Here is a 19,307-nt window from a genome sequence, read left to right on the forward strand (position 1 = left end):
GCACTCACGGGACCTACGGGGTCTCGGGGCCCCAGTCGTTGGGGCAGGACGCGGGCGCGGTGCCGTAGGCGTAGGCCACGAAGTCCTTGAGGTCCGGACCCCAGTAGGGCCACGCGTGCTCGCCCGCGCCCTGGCAGTAGCGGTGGGCGACCGCGCGGTCCTTCAGGTCCTGGTGGAGGGCCGCCGTCATGGCGCCGATCTCCTTCTCGCCGGTGCCGCCCGCCCCGCCGGCGTAGAGGGCCAGCTTCCCGCCGTACGAGGCGTACTTGCCGTCGAGCGCCAGGTTCACCGGGTTCTGCCCGGGCCAGGTGCCCGGCTGCCCGAAGACCGTGGCCATCCGGTACGGGGTGTCGCCGGTCACCCGGAACTTCCCGTCGAGCAGGCCCGTCCACTGGATCGACGCCCCTGCCGTCCACATGGAGTCGGCGATGATGCTCTGCGCGCCCGGGTCGTAGATGTCGGTGCCCGGCGAGAAGGCGCCGACGGCGGAGAACACCTCCGGGTAGCGGCCGGCGTAGCGCAGGGCCCCGTAGCCGCCCATCGAGATGCCCGCGACGGCCCGCCCGGAGGCGGACTTCACGGTGTTGAAGTTGGCGTCGATCCACGGGACCAGCTGCTTGACGTGGAACTTCTCCCACTGCGGGGCGAAGAAACCGTCCGTGTGGCCGGGCCAGTCGCTGTACCAGCCCGCCCTCCCGGCCTCCGGCATCACCACGATCCCCTTGAACGCCGTGTCCTTCAGGGCGGCGGTGACATTGCCCTCGTCGGTCTTCGACCACTGTTCGACGTCACCCCCGCCGCCGTGCAACAGGTACAGCACGGGGTACGGGTGCGCCGGGTCGCGCCGGTAGTCCTCCGGCAGCAGGATCCGTACCCGCACCGGTACCTGGACCGGGTTGATCGACGGGGTCCCGTCGCGCGCGGTGAAGATCGCGGCGGTGGTCACGGAGGCGTCGCCCATGCGCTCGCTCTGGCCCGGGGCCGCGGACCAGGTCCGCAGGGTCAGCTCGGCGGCGTTCGGCGCGGGCAGCGAGGGCAGCACGGAGGCGGCGCCCACGGGGGCGGCCGGTGCGGCGACGACGAGCGCGGCCGCGGTGGCGAGCAGCGCCGCGGCGCGGCGCAGGAGCGGGGTACTGCTACGGGACGGTCGGCGCACGGAAGGGCTCCCGGGTGGGGGACGTGGACGGGGCGGGTGGGCAGGGGGCGGGGCGGCGGCTGGGCAGGGGGCGGGGCGGTCCGGCCGGTCTAGCACGGGCGGGTGGAGCCCACCAGGAGGTGGTACCGGTTCCGTTCCGTCCCCGGCCGGCTGCGCAGGGTGTCCCGGCGGTCCCGGGCGGCCTGCCCGTTCACCCGCGGTCCACCGGGGGGTCCGCCACCCGCCGGATGCGCCGGTGGGGATTGTCAGCGGGGCGTGCTTTGCTGGAGGCATGATCGAAGAATTCCTCGCCCGTGACCTGTCCGCCGTCGACGAGGCCGTCCGCAAGGCGGCGGCGATCGAGATCATGCCGAGATTCCGCCAGCTCGCCGACCACGAGGTCGACCAGAAGAGCGGTCCGCACGACCTGGTGACCGACGCCGACCGCAAGGCCGAGGAGTACCTCACGGCCGAGCTGACCCGGATCCTGCCCGGCTCGGCCGTGGTCGGCGAGGAGGCGGTCCACGCGGACCCCGCCGTGTACGGGGCGCTGCGCGGCGACGCGCCGGTGTGGATCGTGGACCCGGTCGACGGCACCCGGCAGTTCGTGCACGGCGACCCGGCGTTCTGCACGCTGGTGGCGCTCGCGCACCGGGGCGAGATACTCGCCTCCTGGACCTTCGCCCCGGCGCTGGAGGAGATGTCCACCGCCGTCCGCGGACAGGGCGCCTACGTCAACGGCGTGCGGATCAGCAGCGGTTCGCCGGAGCCCGGCGCCGAACTGCGCGTGGCCACCGCCCACCCGCTCTACACCACCGAGGAGGACCGGCGGATCCTGGCCCGTCTCGAGGTGCCCGGGGTGACCTCCCGGCCGTGCGGTTCCGCGGGGCTGGAGTACCTCCGGGTGGCCCGGGGCGAGATGGACGGCCTGGCCTTCAACTGGCCCTCGGCCTGGGACCATGCGGCCGGGCTGCTGCTGGTCGCGGAGGCGGGCGGCGCGCAGAGCACGGTGGACCGGGTCCCCTTCCGGGTGGACCGGGACAACGCGCTGCCGTTCGCGGTCGGCCGCGACGAGGCCACGGCGGTACGGATCCGCGAGCTGCTGCGGGGAGAGTGAGCCGATGGCCTGCGGACACCCCCTAGAAGCCCGCTGAGTTCGCGTCTGGACAGGCGGCCTACCCTGGGGGCGGTGGCGCCGTCCGGACTAAGGAGTCGCAAGTGCCGTCGATTCTCGATGCGGTTGTGGTGGGGGCCGGGCCCAATGGGCTGACGGCCGCCGTCGAGCTGGCCCGGCGCGGTTTCTCGGTGGAGGTCTTCGAGGCCGCCGACACCGTGGGCGGCGGAGCGCGGACCGAGGAGCTCACCCTCCCCGGCTTCCGGCACGACCCGTGCTCGGCGGTGCACCCGCTCGGAGCCGGCTCGCCGGTCTTCGCCACCATGCCGCTGAAGCGGTACGGGCTGGAGTGGCTGCACGCCCCGCTGCCCATGGCGCACCCCTTCGACGACGGCACGGCGGCCGTGCTCTCCCGCTCCGTCGCGGAGACGGCCGCCTCCTTCGGGCCGCGCGACGCCGGGACGTACCGGCGGCTGGTGGAGCCCTTCCTCGGGAAATGGGACACCCTGGCCCGGGACTTCATGTCCCTGCCGTCCACCGCGCTGCCCCGCGATCCGCTCACCCTCGCGCGCTTCGGGCTCTCCGGGCTGCCGCCGTCCACCTGGCTGCTCGGCCGCTTCCGCGAAGACCGGGCCCGCGCCCTGTTCGCCGGACTCGTCGCACACGTCATCGCCCCGCTGGGCGGGATCGGCACCAGCGCCGTCGGCCTGGTCTTCGCGCTGGCCGCGCACGCGAACGGCTGGCCGATGCCGCGCGGCGGCTCGCAGTCGATCTCCGATGCCCTTGCCGCTTACCTGCGCGACCTCGGAGGCACCGTCCACACCGGATTCGAGGTCAAACGGCTCGACGACCTCCCGCCGGCCCGGGCGTACGTCTTCGACACCTCGCCGACCGCGCTGGCCCGTATCGCGCGCCTGGGCCGCGTCTACGACGGCTACCGGTACGGGGCCTCCGTGTTCAAGATCGACTACGCCCTGGACGGGCCCGTCCCCTGGACCGCCGAGGAGCCGCGCCGGGCCGGAACCGTACAGATCGGCCCGCGCACCCGCGACATCGACGCCGCCCTGCAGCTGGCTTCGGGCGGGCGGGCCCCCCGGACCCCCTTCCTGATCACCGCGCAGCCCAGCCTGGTCGACCCCGGCCGGGCCCCCGAGGGCAAGCACACCTTCTGGGCCTACGGTCATGTACCGGCGGGCTGGGACGGCGACCTCACCGACGCCGTCGAACGCCAACTGGAGCGCTTCGCCCCGGGGTTCCGCGATCTGGTGCTCGCCCGCGCCACGGCGGGCCCGCCGCAGCTCGCCGCCCGCAACCCCAACTACATCGGCGGGGACATCGCCTGCGGAGCCGCCTCCGGGCTCCAGCTCCTGCTCCGGCCGAGGCTCACCCTGTCCCCGTACTCGACGGCCCACCCGGCGGTCTTCCTCTGCTCCTCGGCGACCCCGCCCGGGCCCGGCGTGCACGGCATGTCCGGCCACAACGCCGCCAAGGCGGTCTGGCGGCACCTGCGGTCCGTGTAGCCGGGAGCCCGGGCCCCGCGCCGCGCATTTCCCGCCCTTCTCGTACGGGAACGGCCCCGCCCCGCCTGGGTGCGCTCGCGCGAGGGGGCCTGGAGGCTGGCGGTGGCCACGGTGTGCTTCGGGGCCTTCATGGGGCAGCTCGACGCCAGCATCGTGACGATGACCTACCCGGGGGTGCGGGCCGAGTTCGGTGTTCCGCTCGCGGGCGTCGAATGGGTCTCGCTGGCCTATCTGCTCACCCTCGTGGCCCTGTTGGTCCCCGTCGGCCGCCTCTCCGACGCCCACGGCCGCAAGCTCTCGTACCTCTACGGCTTCGCGCTGTTCACCGCGGCCTCGGCGGCCTGCGGGCTCGCCCCGGGGCTGCTCGCCCTGATCGGCTTCCGGGCGGTCCAGGCCGTGGGCGCGGCGATGCTCCAGGCCAACAGCGTGGCCCTGGTGAAGACCAGTACGCCCGCCCGACGGCTGCGCACCGCCCTCGGCGTGCAGGCCGCGGCGCAAGCCGTCGGGCTGGCGCTCGGCCCGACCGTCGGCGCCGCCCTCGTGGCCGGGCTCGGCTGGCGCTGGACCTACTGGATCAACGTGCCGGTCGGCGTGATCGCCCTGGTCGCCGGGCACTACCTGCTCCCGCGCTCCGGCGACCGCGCCCCCGCGCGCCGCTTCGACCGGGGCGGCGTCCTGTGGCTCGCCACCGCGACCGCGGCGCTGCTGGTCGCCCTGAGCTCGCTGTCGGGGCTGCACGTACCGCTCTGAGCCGGACCGGCCGCCGGCGCCGTCGCCCTGGGTGCCGCGGCCGCCCTGGTCCGTCAGGAGCGGCGGGCCCACGCCCCGCTGCTCGACCCCGCGCTGCTGAGGACCCCCGGGATCCGCGGCGGGCTGGCCGGGGCGCTGTGCGGATACCTCGTCCTCTTCGGGCCGCTGGTACTGGTCCCCGTACTGCTCCTCGGATCCGGGCACGGTGTCCTCGTCGCCGGTACGGTCCTCACCGCGCTGCCCGCCGGATTCGCGCTCGGCGCGGTGGGCGGCGACCGGGCCCTGCCCGCCGCCGTCACCGACCGGGCGCGCTGCCTGTACGGCTCGGCGCTCAGCGCCTGCGCCCTGGCCGCCCTGCTCCTCCTGGCGCCCCGACCCGCGCCGCTGGCCTGCGCGCTCGGGGTACTGGGCCTCGGCCTCTTCGCCCCGGCCAACAACGCCCTCGTGATGCGGGCGGTGCCGGCGGCCGCCCCCGGCACCGGCGGCGGCCTGATCAACATGGCCCGGGGGCTCGGCACGGCCATCGGCGTCGCCCTCGTCACCCTGGCCCTGCACGCGGGCGGCGACGGCGGACGCCTCGCGGTCCTGCTCCTGCTGGGCGCGGCCGTCGCCATGGCCGCCACCGCGACGGGCCTCGGCGGCGGCAGCAGCGGCTGCGCCCCGGGCTCGGCGGAGCGCGAGTAGCGTGTCCGGTATGCCAGGCACGCCCCAAGCCCCGGACCCGCGGCCCGCCGGCGGCCCGGCCGGGGCACCTGTCGGCGCCCCGACAGGTGCCCCGACCGACGCTGCGGCGGTGACGGCCGTCGTCACCCGGCTGCGCCGCGCGCTGCGCGCCTCGATCCGTACGGAATACCCGTGGGAGCAACTCCCCATGGCCCAGGTGGAACTGCTCCAGGTCTGCGCCGAGCGCTCCCCGGTCCGCGTCAGCGAACTCGCCGCACGGCAACGGCTCGCGCAGTCGACCGTGAGCGGGCTCATCGCCCAGATGGTCAAGGCCGGGCTGGTCAGCCGCGAGGTGGACGGCGCGGACCGGCGGGCCGCCGCCGTCAGCGCCACTGCCATCGGCCACGAGCGGCTGGCGGCCTGGACGCGCGCCCACGAACGGCGCCTGGAACACGCGCTGACGGCCCTGCCCGAAGCCGAACGCGCCGCGATCCGCGCGGCCCTGCCCGCCCTCTCCCGCCTCGCGGCCCGGTTGGAGGACGCCGACCGGTCGGAATAATGCGGCGGCGGCCGGGGAGATCCCCGATTACCGTGCACCACTCGCGAAGGAAGGAATCCCGATGCCGCGCATCACGCTCGTCCGGGGAGACATCACCGCCGAGGAGGCCGACGCCGTGGTCAACGCGGCCAACTCCTCGCTGCTCGGCGGCGGCGGGGTCGACGGGGCCATCCACCGGCGCGGCGGCCCGGAGATCCTCGCCGCCTGTGAGGACCTGCGCCGGTCCCACTACGGCAAGGGCCTGGCCACGGGCAAGGCGGTCGCCACCACCGCCGGCCGGCTGCCGGCCGGGCACGTGATCCACACGGTCGGGCCCGTCTGGTCGAAGGAGGAGGACCGCTCGGCGCTGCTGGCCTCCTGCTACCGGGAGTCGCTGCGGGTCGCCGACGAGCTGGGAGCCCGTAGCGTCGCCTTCCCGGCGATCTCCACCGGGATCTACGGGTGGCCCATGGACGACGGGGCCCGCATCGCGGTGGCGACCGTACGGGCGGCCCGGACGGAGGTCGAGGAGGTGCGCTTCGTGCTCTTCGACGAACGCGCCTACGAGGCCTTCGCGGCGGCAGTGGGCGCGGACGCGTTCTAGGGCGCCCCGTGCAACGAAATCCGAAGCAAGGGCTCTTCGGGACGGATGAGCTGCGCCTGGAATGAAAGGTTCACCAAAAGAAACCGAAGAGTAACCCTTGTGTCTCCCCTCTGGCGTGCGCATGATCAGGCACCTGTAGGCGGTGTGGTCGAAGGGGAGCCAGTGGGCAAGAGGGCCGGTAGCGACGGGGGCGGCCTGCGGGCCGGCTCCCTGGGGACGTTCGACTCCGTGGTCATGGCGGTCGCGGGCTGCGGACCGGCGTACACCGTCGCCGCGACCATCCCCGTACTCGTCGCCACCGTCGGTGTCGCCAGCCCCGCGGTGCTCCTCTACTGCGCGATCCCGATGATCGGCATCGCGCTGGCCTTCCGTCACCTCGGGCGCCTCGATGTCAACGCCGGGGCGAGCTACTCCTGGGTGGCGCGCGCACTCCACCCCTTCCTCGGCTTCCTCAGCGGCTGGGCCCTGGTCGTCGCCGCGACCGCCTTCCTCGTCTCCGCGACCCTCCCGGCCGGCAGCGCCACGCTCGCCCTCATCAGCCCGGACCTGGCCGCGAACACGGGCCTGGCCACGGCCGTCGGCGCCGGGTGGTTCCTGCTCATGGCGGTCGTGGTGGCGCAGGGCGCCCGGATCAGCCCGTACACCCGCCGGATCCTCACCGGCGGCCAACTCGTACTGCTCCTGGCCTTCGCCGTCGCCGCCCTGGCCAAGGACGGGAACGCGGCGGACTTCTCGCTCTCCTGGTTCGGCTTCGGCCACTTCGATGAGTCGCACGGTTTCGTCGCCGGGGCGCTGATCGCGGGCGTCACCTACTGGGGCTGGGACGTCTCCAGCAACCTCAACGAGGAGACCCGCTCCAGTCCCCGTTCCTTCGGTCTCGGCGGCCTGATCGGCGTCGCGCTCTCCTTCGCGGTCTTCGTCGTCTTCACCATCGCCACCAACGTCCTCATCGGTGCGGATGCGGTCCGCAAGAACCCCGACGGCTTCCTCTCCGTGCTCGGCGACGCCGTCTGGCCCGGCTGGGGCGGCCGGCTGCTCGTCCTCGCCGTCATGCTGTCCACGGTCGCCACCCTGGAGACGAGCCTCCTCCAGGCGACCCGCACGCTCTTCGCCATGGGCCGAGACCGCACCGTGCCCGCCGTGTTCGGCCGCATCCACCGCGACTGGCGGACGCCCTCCGCCGCCACGGCCACCGTGGCGGCCGTGGCGCTCCTCTTCGTCGCCCTCTCCGCCACGGCCGGCTCCGGCGCGCAGTTCGTACGGGACGCGGTCAGCGGCATCGGCCTGCACATCGCCTTCTACTACGCACTCGCCGGCCTGTCGGTCGTGGTCGCCTACCGCAAGGTGCTGTTCAGGTCCGTGGGCACGTTCCTCTTCATCGGCCTGTGGCCGCTCGGCGGAGCCCTCTTCATGATCTGGATCTTCGTCATGTCGGTTCCGGAACTGACCGGCAGCGCCCTCGCCATCGGCCTCGGGGCGCTCGCACTGGGCCTGATCCCGATGACCCTCTCCCGGCTCCGGGGCGTCTCCTACTTCCGGCCCAGGCCCCTGGATCCCGAACAGGCGGACGCCGCGGACGAGTTGACCGGTTCGGCCTCCGCCGCCGGAGGCCTCGCCGCGTCCGAACGGCGGGACGGGATCCTCACCGACTTCTGAAGTCCGGGGTCCCCGGGCACCCGGGGTCCGATGACCCCCGCGCCCCCAACGAAGAGAACCGAATCGAGGAGTGTGCATGGCGGCCTGGCTGCGCCGGCGTTCAGGAGCACCGGTCTACGACCAGGCGTTCGGTGACCGCGGTCTCGAGGAATGCCGCCAGGACCTGGTGATGGGCCGCTGGGAAGGGGTCCGCGACCTCCTCGCGGAACACCCCCGCGAGGACTGGGACCGGCGTGCGCACCGCATCCGGCTCCTCGCGGACGCGGCGGCGAGCAGCCGGACCGTGGACGTCTGGTACGCCGCCGACCCGGGCAATCCGGACGCCGCCCTGCTGCGCGCGGAGACCGAGGTGATGCGGATGTTCGCCGCCGCGAGCAGCGGGGCGATGCCCGGGAGGGACGCCCTGGACCAGGTGGCCCGGGCCTGCCTGCGGGCCTGCGACCTCGCGCCCCGGGATCCGCATCCCTACGTCTGCCTCGTCACCCTCGGCAGGCTGTACGAAGGCGGCGACCCGAACATCGGCCACTGGTGGCAGGAGCTGCGGGCCCGCGACCCGCACCACCGCGAGGGCCACCACCAGGTGCTGCGCTACCTGTCCGCCCGCTGGCACGGTTCCCACGGGGAGTCCTACAACTTCGCCTGGGACGGGGCCGTCTACGCTCCGCCCGGTTCGCCCCTCGCGGTGCTGCCGCAGGTGGCGCGCGTGGAGCAGTACCGGTACGAGCGCGAGGCCCAGGGGCATTCGGCGGTCGGGCTGGCCACCCACTGGAGCGGCGAGCGGGCGCGCTGGGACCTGCGTACGGCGCTGGAGAACTGGATCGCACAGCGCACCAGGTCCTGTGCCCAGGACGTCGCGGACCTCAACTACCTCGCCCACGGCCTGGTCCACGGGGGCATGGAGGAGGAGTCCGTGGAGGTCTTCGCCCTCCTGGACAACCGGGCCACGCGGATCCCGTGGTCGTACAGCGGCGACCCGGAGGCCCTCTTCATCCGCTGGCGGGACCGGGCGCAGACTCTCGGCGCATCGCGCTAGAACGGGGAAAGCGGCCTACGCCGTGGTCGGCCTCAGGGGGTCGAGAAGAGACGGCCGTAGGCGGTGATGGCGGTGGTCGGGGAGCCGGCCGCGCGCAGGGCCGCCCAGAGGAGCACCTGGTTCGCGGTCAGGACCGGACGGTCCAAGGTGGCCTCCAGGGCCGCGATCGCTCCGACGGCGCGGAAGCCGTTGCCGCCGATGACGACCGCCTCCGCCGTGTCGGGGACCTGCGCCACCACCCAGTCGTGCAGGGCGCGGGGCCCGATGAGGGTCTGCCCGCTGGGGAGGCCGCAGGGGGCGGCGTACGGGACCTCGAAGCCGGAGTCCTCGTAGTAGCCCCGGCCCAGGTCGCTGAGCGTCTCGTCGAACCACGGCGGGTCCACGAGGGCGATCCGGCCGGCCCCCAGGGCCCGCAGCGCCCGGACGGCGGCGGCGCAGGTGGCGACCACGGGCAGCCCGTGGGTGAGCTTCTCCAGGCGGGCCAGCATGTGGGCCTCGCCGCGCGGGCCGATGACGTAGGCGGAGCTGGTGAACGCGAAGGCGATCACCGCCACGGGCGCGGCGGCCAGCAGTGCGGCGGCCTCGTCCAGGTGCGGGGGCTCCGCGAAGGCCCGTACCGGGGCGAGCGGGATGGTGGGGTCCATCGCTCCGCCGCTCCCCATCGCGCCGAACGGCACCCGGGCGGCGTGCAGGCCGACGTCGGCCGGGGCCATGGCCCGCAGCTCGGACTCGGGGCCGACGTCGGCGTGCGGGGTGAGGACACCGAGGCGGACGCGTACGTCCCACCCGTCGGGCTGCCACATCGCGCGTTCCTCTCGGAGGCTGGGGGAGATGCCCTACTTTGGCACCGCCCGGGCCTCCATGCCGAGGGGCCGCGCCGCCGCGGGCGGGCCACTGTGGGGCGTCGGCGGGGCGCCGCGGACGCCACCGGGTTGTCCACAGGGCCGGGGCATCCGGACCGATGTGTCCGAAGAGGTCGCTAGGCTTCTGGGATGACCACTCCGGAAGCAGCAGCCGAGAACCCCGATGCCCTGCAGGTGCTCCACCGCGTCTTCGGGTACGACTCCTTCCGCGGCGAGCAGCAGCAGATCATCGAGCACGTCGTCGGCGGCGGCGACGCGCTCGTGCTGATGCCCACCGGCGGCGGCAAGTCGCTCTGCTACCAGATCCCGGCGCTGGTCAGAGAAGGCCCGGGCGTGGTGATCTCGCCGCTGATCGCGCTGATGCAGGACCAGGTGGACGCGCTCAACGCCCTCGGGGTGCGCGCCGGGTTCCTCAACTCCACCCAAGGGGTCGACGAGCGCCGCGAGGTCGAGCGGGCCTTCCTCGGCGGCGAGCTCGACCTCCTCTACCTGGCTCCCGAGCGGCTGCGCACCGAGGGCACGCAGCGGCTCCTCGACCGGGCCACGGTCTCGGTCTTCGCCATCGACGAGGCGCACTGCGTCGCCCAGTGGGGCCACGACTTCCGGCCCGACTACCTCGCGCTGTCCATGCTGCACGAGCGCTGGCCCAAGGTGCCGCGCATCGCGCTGACCGCGACCGCCACCGAGGCCACGCACGCCGAGATCGCCTCCCGGCTGAGCCTGGGGGAGGCCCGCCACTTCGTGGCCGGGTTCGACCGGCCGAACATCCAGTACCGCATCGTCGGGAAGAACAACCCGGTCAAGCAGCTGCTGGAGCTGATCCGGACCGAGCACGCCGGTGACGCCGGGGTCGTCTACTGCCTCTCGCGGGCATCGGTGGAGAAGACGGCGGCGGCCCTGGTGGAGCAGGGCATCGACGCCGTGGCGTACCACGCGGGGATGGACGCCCGCACGCGTGCGGCCAACCAGTCCCGGTTCCTGCGGGAGGACGGGGTCGTGGTCGTGGCCACGATCGCCTTCGGCATGGGCATCGACAAGCCCGACGTGCGGTTCGTGGCCCACCTGGACCTGCCGAAGTCGGTCGAGGGCTACTACCAGGAGACCGGCCGCGCCGGCCGCGACGGGGAACCGGCCACGGCCTGGCTGGCCTACGGCCTCCAGGACGTGGTCCAGCAGCGCAAGATGATCGAGGGCTCCGAGGGGGACGAAGCGCACCGCCGCTCCCTGACGGCGCACCTGGAGGCGATGCTCGCGCTGTGCGAGACGGTCGGCTGCCGCCGGGTGCGGCTGCTGGCGTACTTCGGGCAGGCGGGCGAGCCCTGCGGGAACTGCGACACCTGCCTGGCCCCGGCCGAATCCTGGGACGGGACGGTCGCGGCGCAGAAGCTGCTGTCGACGGTGTGGCGGCTGGCCAAGGAGCGGCGGCAGAAGTTCGGCGCCGGCCAGATCATCGACATCCTCCAGGGCAAGAAGACGGCCAAGGTCATCCAGTTCGACCACGACGGGCTCTCGGTGTTCGGCATCGGTGCGGACCTGGGCACGGCGGAATGGCGCGGGGTGGTGCGTCAGCTGCTGGCGCTCGGGCTGCTGGCGGTGGAGGGGGACTACGGGACGCTGGTGCTGACGGAGGCCAGCGGCGAGGTGCTCGGGGGCCGCCGCACCCTGTCGATGCGCAAGGAGACCGCACCGGCCGCCGGTTCCTCCCGCAAGGAGTCCGGGTCCCGCTCCGGGAAGGGCGCCCGGGTACCGGTCGACCTGCCGGCGACCGCGCTGCCGGTCTTCGAAGCCCTCCGCGCCTGGCGCGCGGAGACGGCGCGGGAGCAGGGCGTACCCGCGTACGTCGTCTTCCACGACGCGACGCTGCGCGAGATCGCGACGCAGCTGCCCGGCACGGTCGCGGAGCTGGGCACGGTCAGCGGCGTCGGCGAGGCGAAGCTGGCCAAGTACGCCGAGGGCATCCTGCGGACCCTGGGCGGAGCCGGAGCCGGAGACGACGCCGACGGGGTGGCCGCGGCCGTACCGGCACCCGTGCCGGCCCCGGCACCGGCGCCGGAGGCCGCACCGGTGCGGGTGGCGGCACCCGTACGGGCGGCCGTGGCGGCGCCGGCCGCCGTGGCGGTGGCCGCCCCGGCGGGTAGGGCCCCGGCCCGGGCCCCGGAGGAGAGCGAATCGCTCTTCGGGCCGGGTGACGAGGAGATGGACCCGCCGTGGGACGACTGGGAGTGACTCGGCCGCCTAGGCCGTCTCTTTCGGATCTTGCCGGGCCCGCGCCGCCCGGCACCGCACCTCGCCGCACTGCCGCGGCACCCGAGTACGTCCAGTACGCGGGAGCCCCGGCAGCACGGCGAGGCACGGCACCGGACGACCTGACCGACAAGATCCGAAAGAGACGACCTGGCACGCGGGGACCGGTCCGGGACCGCGACCCGGGCCGCCGCGCCCCCGGCGTCGAACCGACACAGCGCCGGGGGCCGGAGCCTCGGATAGGGTGAATCGGTAGGAATCGGGCCCCCTGGGGTGAGGTCGGCGCATTGGACACGTACCAGGAGACGAGCGAGGTACCGGACCAGCCGGCGGCTGCGGTCGGGTACGCGGGCGTGCTGAGCGAACTGCTGCCGATCGCCCTGTGGCGGGAGGACGCCGACGGGCGGGTCGTCGAGTGGTCGCTGGCCGCCCAGGACCTGCTCGGCTACGGCCCCGAGGAGATTCTCGGCCGGCTCGGCTCCGCCGTCCTCGTCCCCGACAACAACCGTGAGCTCGCCGATCAGCTCACCCGCCGGGTCCAGGCCGGGGAGACGGTGGGCGGCACCCTGCCCGTGCGCCACCGCGACGGGCACCGGGTCCCCATGGAGATGTGGATCCTGCCCTCCCCCGATCCGCAGGGGCGCACCGGGGCCATGCTGATCGCCGTCGAGACCACCGAGGTCCTGCGGATGCGCGATTCCCTCGCCGCGCTCCAGACCCTCTTCACGCAGTCACCCATCGGCCTCGGCACCCTCGGCAACGACCTGCGCTTTCTGCGGGTCAACGACGCGCTCGCCCGGATGAACGGGGTGCCGGCCGCCGACCACGTGGGCAAACGCCTCACCGAGGTGGTGCCCGGGGTCAACGCCACCGCGCTCGAGGGGCTCATGCGCAAGGTGCTGGAGTGCGGCTCCGCCGTCGTGGACGTCCGCCGCACCGGCCGCACCCCCGCCGACCCCGACCACGACCGGACCTGGTCCTGCTCGTACGCCCCGCTGCTGGACGGCTCCGGGCGGCGGCTCGGCCTGATCGCCTCCCTCATCGACATCACCGACGGGCAGCGCGCCCAGGCCGAGGCTGAGCGGGCCCGCAGCCGGTTCGCCCTGCTCGCGGAGGCTGGCACCCGCATCGGCACCACGCTGGACCTGGGGCAGACCGCCCAGGAGATCGCGGAGGTGCTGGTGCCCCAGCTCGCGGACTCGGCGGACGTACAGCTGCTGGAAGCGGTCCTGGACCCCGACGAGGCCGCCGCGTCCACCCGGGGCGTGCTCCGGCGCCTCGCCGCCCTGTTCCCGGATCCCGCCGCGCCCACGGCCCGGCTGGTCCCCGGGCAGACCTTCCAGATCCCGGTGGGCACCGCCTACGAGCAGGTCATCAGCGAGGGCGTGCCGATGAACCTCTTCACGGCCGACATTCCGGCCCTGATCACGGATCCGCGCGCGGCCGCGCTGCGCGCGTACCTGGCCACCCTGGGCTGCGCCCGGATGGTCCCGCTGGTGGCCCGGGGGCAGGTGCTCGGAGTGGTGGTGGTGACCCGGGAGCGCGGGCGCGAACCCTTCGACCACGAGGACTGCGTGCTGATCGACGAGGTGGTCGCCCGGGCCGCCCTCAACATCGACAACGCCCGGATGTACACCACCCAGCGCGAGGCGGCCCTGACCCTGCAGCGCAGCCTCACCAACAACGCGCTGCCCGAGGTGACCGGCCTGGAGCTGACCGGCCGCTACCTGCCGGCCAGCGACCACGACGTCGGCGGCGACTGGTTCGACGTGATCGAGCTGCCGGGCGGCCGGACCGGCCTGGTGATCGGCGACGTGATGGGCCACGGCATCCACGCCGCCGCCGTCATGGGCCAGCTGCGCACGGCGGTACGCACCCTCGCGCGCCACGACGTGCCCCCGGAGCAGATGCTCCGCTCACTGGACGCGGTGGTGGCCGACCTGGGCGAGGACGAGATGGCCACCTGCGCCTACGCCGTCCACGACCCGGCGACGGGCACGTGCGTCATCGCCCGCGCCGGCCACCCGCCGCCGGCCGTGGTCACCCCGGCCGGGGCCGTGAGGTTCCTGGACGGCCCGCCCGGGACTCCGCTGGGCGCGGGCGGGCGGGAGTTCCGCACGGAGGAGGTGCAGCTGCCCCCGGGGACCCTGCTGGCGCTCTACACGGACGGCCTGATCGAGTCGCGGGACCGGGACCTGGACGAGGGGATGGCCGGTCTGGCGGAGGCCCTGAAGGGGGCGCAGGAGCCGCTGGAGGCCCTGTGCGACGTCATCCTGGCCAGACTGCTGCCGGGGGCCCCGCAGGACGACGTGGCGGTCCTGCTGGCCCGCACCAGCTGAACGGGAAATTGCACTAGCGCAATAATGCTTTGTGTCTAGCGCAATGAGTGGTTATCTTCTCTTCCATGTCTGCCAAGTCGCCGTCACCCATTGTGCTCACCGGCCGTCACGTCCGCCTGGAGCCCCTGACCAGGAGCCATCTCCCCGACCTGTACGTGGCCGGCGGCCGCGACGAGCAGGTGTGGCAGTGGCAGGGCGGGCCCGCACCGCAGTCCGAGGAGGAACTGGGCGCCACGCTCGACTCGGTGCTGGAGGACGCCGAGCGGGGCACGTACCTTCCCTTCGCGGTCATCCACCTCGAAACCGGCCGGGCCGTCGGCTGGACCACGTACCTCGACATCAGCCCGCAGGACGAGCGCCTGGAGATCGGCTGGACCTGGTACGGGCGCGCGTACTGGCGCAGCGCCGTCAACACCGAGGCGAAGCTGCTGTTGCTCACCCATGCCTTCGAAGACCTCGGCATGGGCCGCGTGCAGCTGAAGACGGACCACCTCAACACCCGCTCCCAGGCCGCCATCGCCCGGCTCGGCGCCCGCCGCGAGGGCGTCCTGCGCCGCCACCGCCGCCGCCCGGACGGCACCTGGCGCGACAGCGTCTACTTCTCCCTCCTGGCCGACGAATGGCCCGAGGCGAAGGCACGGCTGAGCGCCCGGCTCTGAGGCCCGACTCCGATCACCCGGTTGGGCGGCCCGGCTCCGACCAGCGGACACCGCCGCTACCAGGCCAGGTCCTCCAGGGCGTCCAGGTCCAGGACGGCCGGGGGCATCGGCTCCGGCGTTCCCGTCAGCGGGAGTTCGGCCCAGATGACCTTGCCGCGCTCCGTGTAACGGGTGCCCCAGCGCTCCGCGTACTGGGCGACCAGGAACAGCCCGCGGCCGCCCTCGTCGGTCGTGGCCGCGTACCGCAGGTGCGGGGAGGTGCTGCTGCCGTCGGAGACCTCGCAGATCAGGGTGCGGTCGCGCAGCAGCCGGACCCGGATCGGGGCGGTCCCGTAGCGGATGGCGTTGGTGATCAGCTCGCTGAGGATGAGCTCCGCGGTGAAGGAGATGTCCTCCAGGCCCCACGCCGCCAGCTGCGCCGCCCCGGCCCGGCGGACCCGCGAGACGTCCACCGGGTCGGGCAGCACCTCCCACTCCGCGATCCGGTCGGCCGCCAGCCGCCGGGTGTCCGCGATGAGCAGCGCGATGTCGTCGCTCGGCGCCGGGAACAGCATCGCGGCCAGTACGTCGGCGCAGGCCTGGTCGGGGCTGCGGTCGGGCCGGGTCAGGGTCTCGCTCAGCAGGGCGAGGCCGGTGTCGAAGTCCCGGTCGCGGTCCTCCAGCAGCCCGTCGGTGAAGAGCACCAGCCGGCTCGGCTCGGGCAGGTACAGCTCCGCGGCCTCGAAGGGCATCCCGCCGACGCCCAGTGGCAGCCCGATCGGCAGCTCGGGGAAGACGACCCGGCCGTCGGGGCCCACCAGCGCCGGGCCGGGGTGGCCGGCGCTGGCCATGGTGCAGCGGCCGGACACCGGGTCGTAGACCGCGTAGAGGCAGGTGGCCCCCGTCACACCCGAGGATTCGCCCTCCCCGGATTCGCTGTCCGCGGCGGATTCGTCCTGGTCGATCCGGTCGATCAGCTCGTCCAGGTGCCCCAGCAGCTCGTCGGGCGGCAGGTCGAGGGTGGAGAAGTTGTGCACGGCGGTCCGCAGCCGGCCCATCGTGGCGGCGGCGTGCACCCCGTGCCCCACCACGTCGCCGACGACCAGCGCCACCCGGGCCCCGGCGAGCGGGATCACGTCGAACCAGTCCCCGCCCACCCCCGCCTTCGCGGGCAGGTACCGGAAGGCCACGTCCACGGCGCTCAGGTCCGGCAGCGCCCGCGGCAGCAGGCTGCGCTGGAGGGTCACGGCCACCGCGTGCTCGCGCGTGAAGCGCCGGGCGTTGTCGATGGAGACGGCCGCCCGCGCCGCCAGCTCCTCGGCGAAGGACAGGTCCTCCTCGTCGAAGGCCTCGGGGGTTTCCGACCGCCAGAAATTGGCCATCCCCAGGACCACCCCGCGGGCCTGGAGCGGTACGGAGATCAGCGAATGCAGGCCGTAGTCCAGTGCCACCCGGGTCCCGTCCTGGTCCTGGGCCCGCCAGCCGAAGGCGGAGTTCAGATCGGCCGCCAGGACCGCCCGCCCCCCGGCCAGGGCCGCCGCCATCGGCGCGGTCGGCACCACGAACCGGATGGTGTCCCCGACGGGCTGCAGCGGCTGGTCGCTGCGGACCCCGCTCATCGCGGCCCGCCGCATCTCGGTGTGCCCGCCCGTGGTGGGCTCCTCGCCGCGCAGCACGGGATCCAGCAGCTCCACGGTGACGAAGTCGGCGAACCGCGGGACCGCGACCTCGGACAGCTCCTCGGCGGTGCGCACCACGTCGAGGGTGGTCCCGATCCGCACGCCCGCGTCGTAGAGCAGCTGGAGGCGGTCGCGGGCCACCGCGGCCCGGCCGGAGAGCGCGGCGAGCTCGGTGGAGTCGCGCAGGGTCATGACGGTGCCCGACGGGCGGCCCCCGTAGGGCTTGGTCGGCCGTACGTTGACGGCCAGGAGCCGGTCGCCCGACAGGTGGACCTCGTCGGTGGCCACCCGCCCGGAGGCCAGCAGCGCGGCCGTGCGCGGGTCCAGGCCCAGATCGCCCACGTGCCGCTGCTCGGCGTCGGCCGGCAGGGCGAGGAGGCGGCGGGCCTCGTCGTTGGCGAGGACGAGCAGGCCGTCCGCGTCGATGATCAGGACGCCCTCGCGGACGGCGTGCAGAACCGCCTCGTGGTGTTCGTTCATCCGGGTCATCTCGGCCTCGCCGAGCCCCCGGGTCTGGCGCCGCAGCCGCCGGCTGACCAGGGCGGCGCCGCCGGTGCCGAGCAGCAGCGCGCCGGTCGCGGCCCCCAGGAGCAGGGGCAGCTGGCCGCGGACCACCCCGCCGACGTTGGCGACCTCGATGCCCGTCGCCACCAGCCCGACGACGGCGCCCGAGGAGTCCCGTACGGGGACCACGGCGCGGACGGCGTCGCTCGGCTTGCCCTTGAAGGTCTCGGTGAAGGCCTGCCCGGACACGGCCCGGGAGAGGTCGCCGATGGCGCGCTGGCCGATCAGCTCGGGGCGGGAGTCGGTGTAGCGGATCCCGTCCTTGGACATGACGGCGATGAAGTCCACGCCCGAGGCCTGGCGGGCCGCCTCTGCCAGGGGCTGGAGCTCGGCGGTGGGATCGGGGGACTTCAGCGCCGCCGGGAGGCCGGGGCCGTGCGCGAAGGCCTCGGCGGCCGCCAGGGACCGCTCGCGGGCGTCGCGCTGGCTGTCGTAGCGGGCCTGGAAGAACAGGGCCAGCGTGGCGGCGGTGATCAGGACCAGCACGATGACGGCCTGGAGCGCGAAGACCTGGCCGGCGACGCTGCGCGCGCCGAGGGACAGGCGCGAGAAAAGCCGGGAGAAGGGGCGCGTGAACCGGCGCGTGAACCGGCGTACGAGCCTGCGCGCGGCCCGTGCCGGGCCCGGACCGGAGGGGGGCCCAGGCGGGGGTTCGTGCGTGCCGGAGGGGGGCCCGGACGGGGGCTCGTGCGTGCCGGACGGGGGCCCGGGGGCGGGCCCGGACGGCGGTCCGTCCGCCGGCCCGCCCTCGGGCGCCCCTTCAGGGCCCGTCGGTGGGCCAAAACGTCCGGTCATGAGCCATTTCTAACACTGTCGGTGGGGTTTGGGGGAGGCCCAGCCGCGGTAGCCGCCGCGCGATAGGCCCGGGGGCTCGTCCCGACGCGTGCCGTGAAGTGCTGGCGGAAGGTGACCTCGCTGGTGAAACCGGCCAGCCGGGCCACCTCGGTGACCGGATGGTCGGTGCGCTCCAGCAGTTTGCGGGCCTCGTCCAGACGGTGGCCGAGGAGCCATTTGTGCGGGGTGGTGCCGGTGGCGGCCGCGAAGTGCCGGGCGAAGGAGCGCGGGGACATTCCGGCCCACCGGGCCAGGGTGGCCACGTCCAGCGGCTCCCGCAGCAGCCCCAGCGCCCGTGCCCGTACGGCGGCCAGTGCCTCGGCCGTCCGGTCGGCGGCCGGGGTCGGGCGGTCCAGGTACTGGGCGTGGTCCCCGGTGCGGAAGGGGCCCGTCACCATCGAGCGGGCGATGGCGGCGGCGGCTTCGGCGCCGTGGGCCTCGCGGACCAGGTGGAGGCAGAGGTCGATGCCGGAGGCCACCCCGGCGGAGGTCCACACCCCGCCGTCCTCCACGTAGAGCGGGGCCTCCTCGACGTGCACGGCGGGGTGGCGGCCCGCCAGCGTCGGGGCCAGGGACCAGTGGGTGACGGCCCGGCGGCCCGCGAGCAGCCCGGCCTCGGCCAGGATGAACGCGCCCGCGCACAGGGCGGCCACCGCGATCCCGCGGGCATGGGCGTCGCGCAGCGCGGCGAGCACCGGCTCGGGCGTCGGATCGCAGGGCCGGGCCAGGGCCGGGACCACGACCAGATCGGCGCGGGCGAGCCAGTCGAGCCCCCGGTCCGGGGTCAGGGACAGCCCGCCCGGCAGCGGGATCGCACCGGGGGACAGGGCGCACCGGCGCAGCTCGAAGGGCGGGACTCCGAGCAGGCCCCGGTCGGGACCCCAGACCTCGGTGATGACGGCGAGGTCGAAGGCGCGGATACCGGGCTGGACGACGATCGCAACGCGGTGCATGGCGGTGAGTCTGCCACGACTTTCCGGGCCTCTGGGGGTCGAAAGGGCCTCTGACCTGGCCGGGAAGGAATTTTCGCGGTGTCGGCGGGTGGCTGTCGGCCGACTGTCGAGCAGCTGCCGTGCCGACTGCCAGATTGGCAGGATCCCATCGGTTCCGGTCCCGGCCGCCGCTGTCGCGGG

At 74.2% G+C, this 19,307-nt stretch carries 15 protein-coding genes; 11 read left to right on the forward strand and 4 right to left on the reverse strand.

Translation table 11 applies throughout. The features are described from left to right. Positions 1 to 13: 13 nt before the first annotated feature. On the reverse strand, positions 14 to 1,156 hold the full coding sequence (locus tag OHU74_RS29585; protein WP_371618689.1) for an alpha/beta hydrolase: 1,143 nt from the start codon (positions 1,154 to 1,156) through the stop codon (positions 14 to 16). 271 nt (positions 1,157 to 1,427) lie between these two features. Here OHU74_RS29585 and OHU74_RS29590 point away from each other — a divergent pair, with 271 nt between their 5' ends. The 8 genes from OHU74_RS29590 (at position 1,428) to OHU74_RS29625 (ending at position 9,013) form a co-directional block, all read left to right on the forward strand. Then, positions 1,428 to 2,252 carry an inositol monophosphatase gene (locus OHU74_RS29590; protein WP_371618690.1) on the forward strand — a complete coding sequence of 275 codons (825 nt, stop codon included), beginning with the start codon at positions 1,428 to 1,430 and terminating at the stop codon, positions 2,250 to 2,252. A 101-nt stretch (positions 2,253 to 2,353) separates the two neighbouring features. Continuing rightward, the gene (locus OHU74_RS29595) at positions 2,354 to 3,769 is read left to right on the forward strand and encodes a phytoene desaturase family protein (protein ID WP_371618691.1); all 1,416 of its coding nucleotides are present in this window, start codon (positions 2,354 to 2,356) and stop codon (positions 3,767 to 3,769) included. A gap of 102 nt (positions 3,770 to 3,871) precedes the next feature. Next, a complete protein-coding gene (locus OHU74_RS29600; RefSeq protein ID WP_371618692.1) occupies positions 3,872 to 4,519 on the forward strand; it encodes an MFS transporter in 648 nt (215 codons plus the stop codon). Between the two features lie 45 nt (positions 4,520 to 4,564). Next, positions 4,565 to 5,203, forward strand: coding sequence for an MFS transporter (locus tag OHU74_RS29605; protein ID WP_371619851.1), 639 nt, complete (start codon positions 4,565 to 4,567; stop codon positions 5,201 to 5,203). A gap of 109 nt (positions 5,204 to 5,312) precedes the next feature. Then, positions 5,313 to 5,741 (forward strand): MarR family winged helix-turn-helix transcriptional regulator, encoded by a 429-nt coding sequence (locus OHU74_RS29610; protein WP_371618693.1) that lies wholly within the window; start codon positions 5,313 to 5,315, stop codon positions 5,739 to 5,741. Positions 5,742 to 5,802: 61 nt separating this feature from the next. After that, a complete protein-coding gene (locus OHU74_RS29615) occupies positions 5,803 to 6,324 on the forward strand; it encodes an O-acetyl-ADP-ribose deacetylase (RefSeq protein WP_371618694.1) in 522 nt (173 codons plus the stop codon). 162 nt (positions 6,325 to 6,486) lie between these two features. Beyond that, positions 6,487 to 7,980 (forward strand): APC family permease, encoded by a 1,494-nt coding sequence (locus OHU74_RS29620; RefSeq protein ID WP_371618695.1) that lies wholly within the window; start codon positions 6,487 to 6,489, stop codon positions 7,978 to 7,980. A 76-nt stretch (positions 7,981 to 8,056) separates the two neighbouring features. Then, entirely contained in the window at positions 8,057 to 9,013 is a 957-nt protein-coding gene (locus tag OHU74_RS29625) for a hypothetical protein (protein WP_371618696.1), read from the forward strand. 32 nt (positions 9,014 to 9,045) lie between these two features. Here OHU74_RS29625 and OHU74_RS29630 read toward each other — a convergent pair whose 3' ends face one another. Then, positions 9,046 to 9,816, reverse strand: a complete 771-nt coding sequence (locus tag OHU74_RS29630) for a maleate cis-trans isomerase (protein ID WP_371618697.1) — start codon at positions 9,814 to 9,816, stop codon at positions 9,046 to 9,048. A 189-nt stretch (positions 9,817 to 10,005) separates the two neighbouring features. On the opposite strand from OHU74_RS29630, the gene recQ reads away from it, so the two are divergent. From recQ to OHU74_RS29645, 3 genes are all read left to right on the forward strand, one after another. Continuing rightward, positions 10,006 to 12,102 carry a DNA helicase RecQ gene (gene recQ, locus OHU74_RS29635; RefSeq protein WP_371618698.1) on the forward strand — a complete coding sequence of 699 codons (2,097 nt, stop codon included), beginning with the start codon at positions 10,006 to 10,008 and terminating at the stop codon, positions 12,100 to 12,102. 305 nt (positions 12,103 to 12,407) lie between these two features. Further along, positions 12,408 to 14,459, forward strand: a complete 2,052-nt coding sequence (locus OHU74_RS29640) for a SpoIIE family protein phosphatase (protein ID WP_371618699.1) — start codon at positions 12,408 to 12,410, stop codon at positions 14,457 to 14,459. A 65-nt stretch (positions 14,460 to 14,524) separates the two neighbouring features. Continuing rightward, positions 14,525 to 15,118, forward strand: coding sequence for a GNAT family N-acetyltransferase (locus tag OHU74_RS29645; RefSeq protein WP_371618700.1), 594 nt, complete (start codon positions 14,525 to 14,527; stop codon positions 15,116 to 15,118). A gap of 56 nt (positions 15,119 to 15,174) precedes the next feature. On the opposite strand, the gene OHU74_RS29650 is transcribed toward OHU74_RS29645, so the two are convergent. After that, a complete protein-coding gene (locus tag OHU74_RS29650) occupies positions 15,175 to 18,135 on the reverse strand; it encodes a SpoIIE family protein phosphatase (RefSeq protein WP_371618701.1) in 2,961 nt (986 codons plus the stop codon). Further along, a complete protein-coding gene (locus OHU74_RS29655; RefSeq protein ID WP_371618702.1) occupies positions 18,132 to 19,127 on the reverse strand; it encodes a GlxA family transcriptional regulator in 996 nt (331 codons plus the stop codon). The genes OHU74_RS29650 and OHU74_RS29655 overlap by 4 nt, the downstream gene beginning before the upstream one ends. Positions 19,128 to 19,307 lie beyond the last annotated feature (180 nt).

It is taken from the genome of Streptomyces sp. NBC_00454, from assembly GCF_041434015.1.
In the GTDB taxonomy this organism is placed as follows: Bacteria; Actinomycetota; Actinomycetes; order Streptomycetales; family Streptomycetaceae; genus Streptomyces.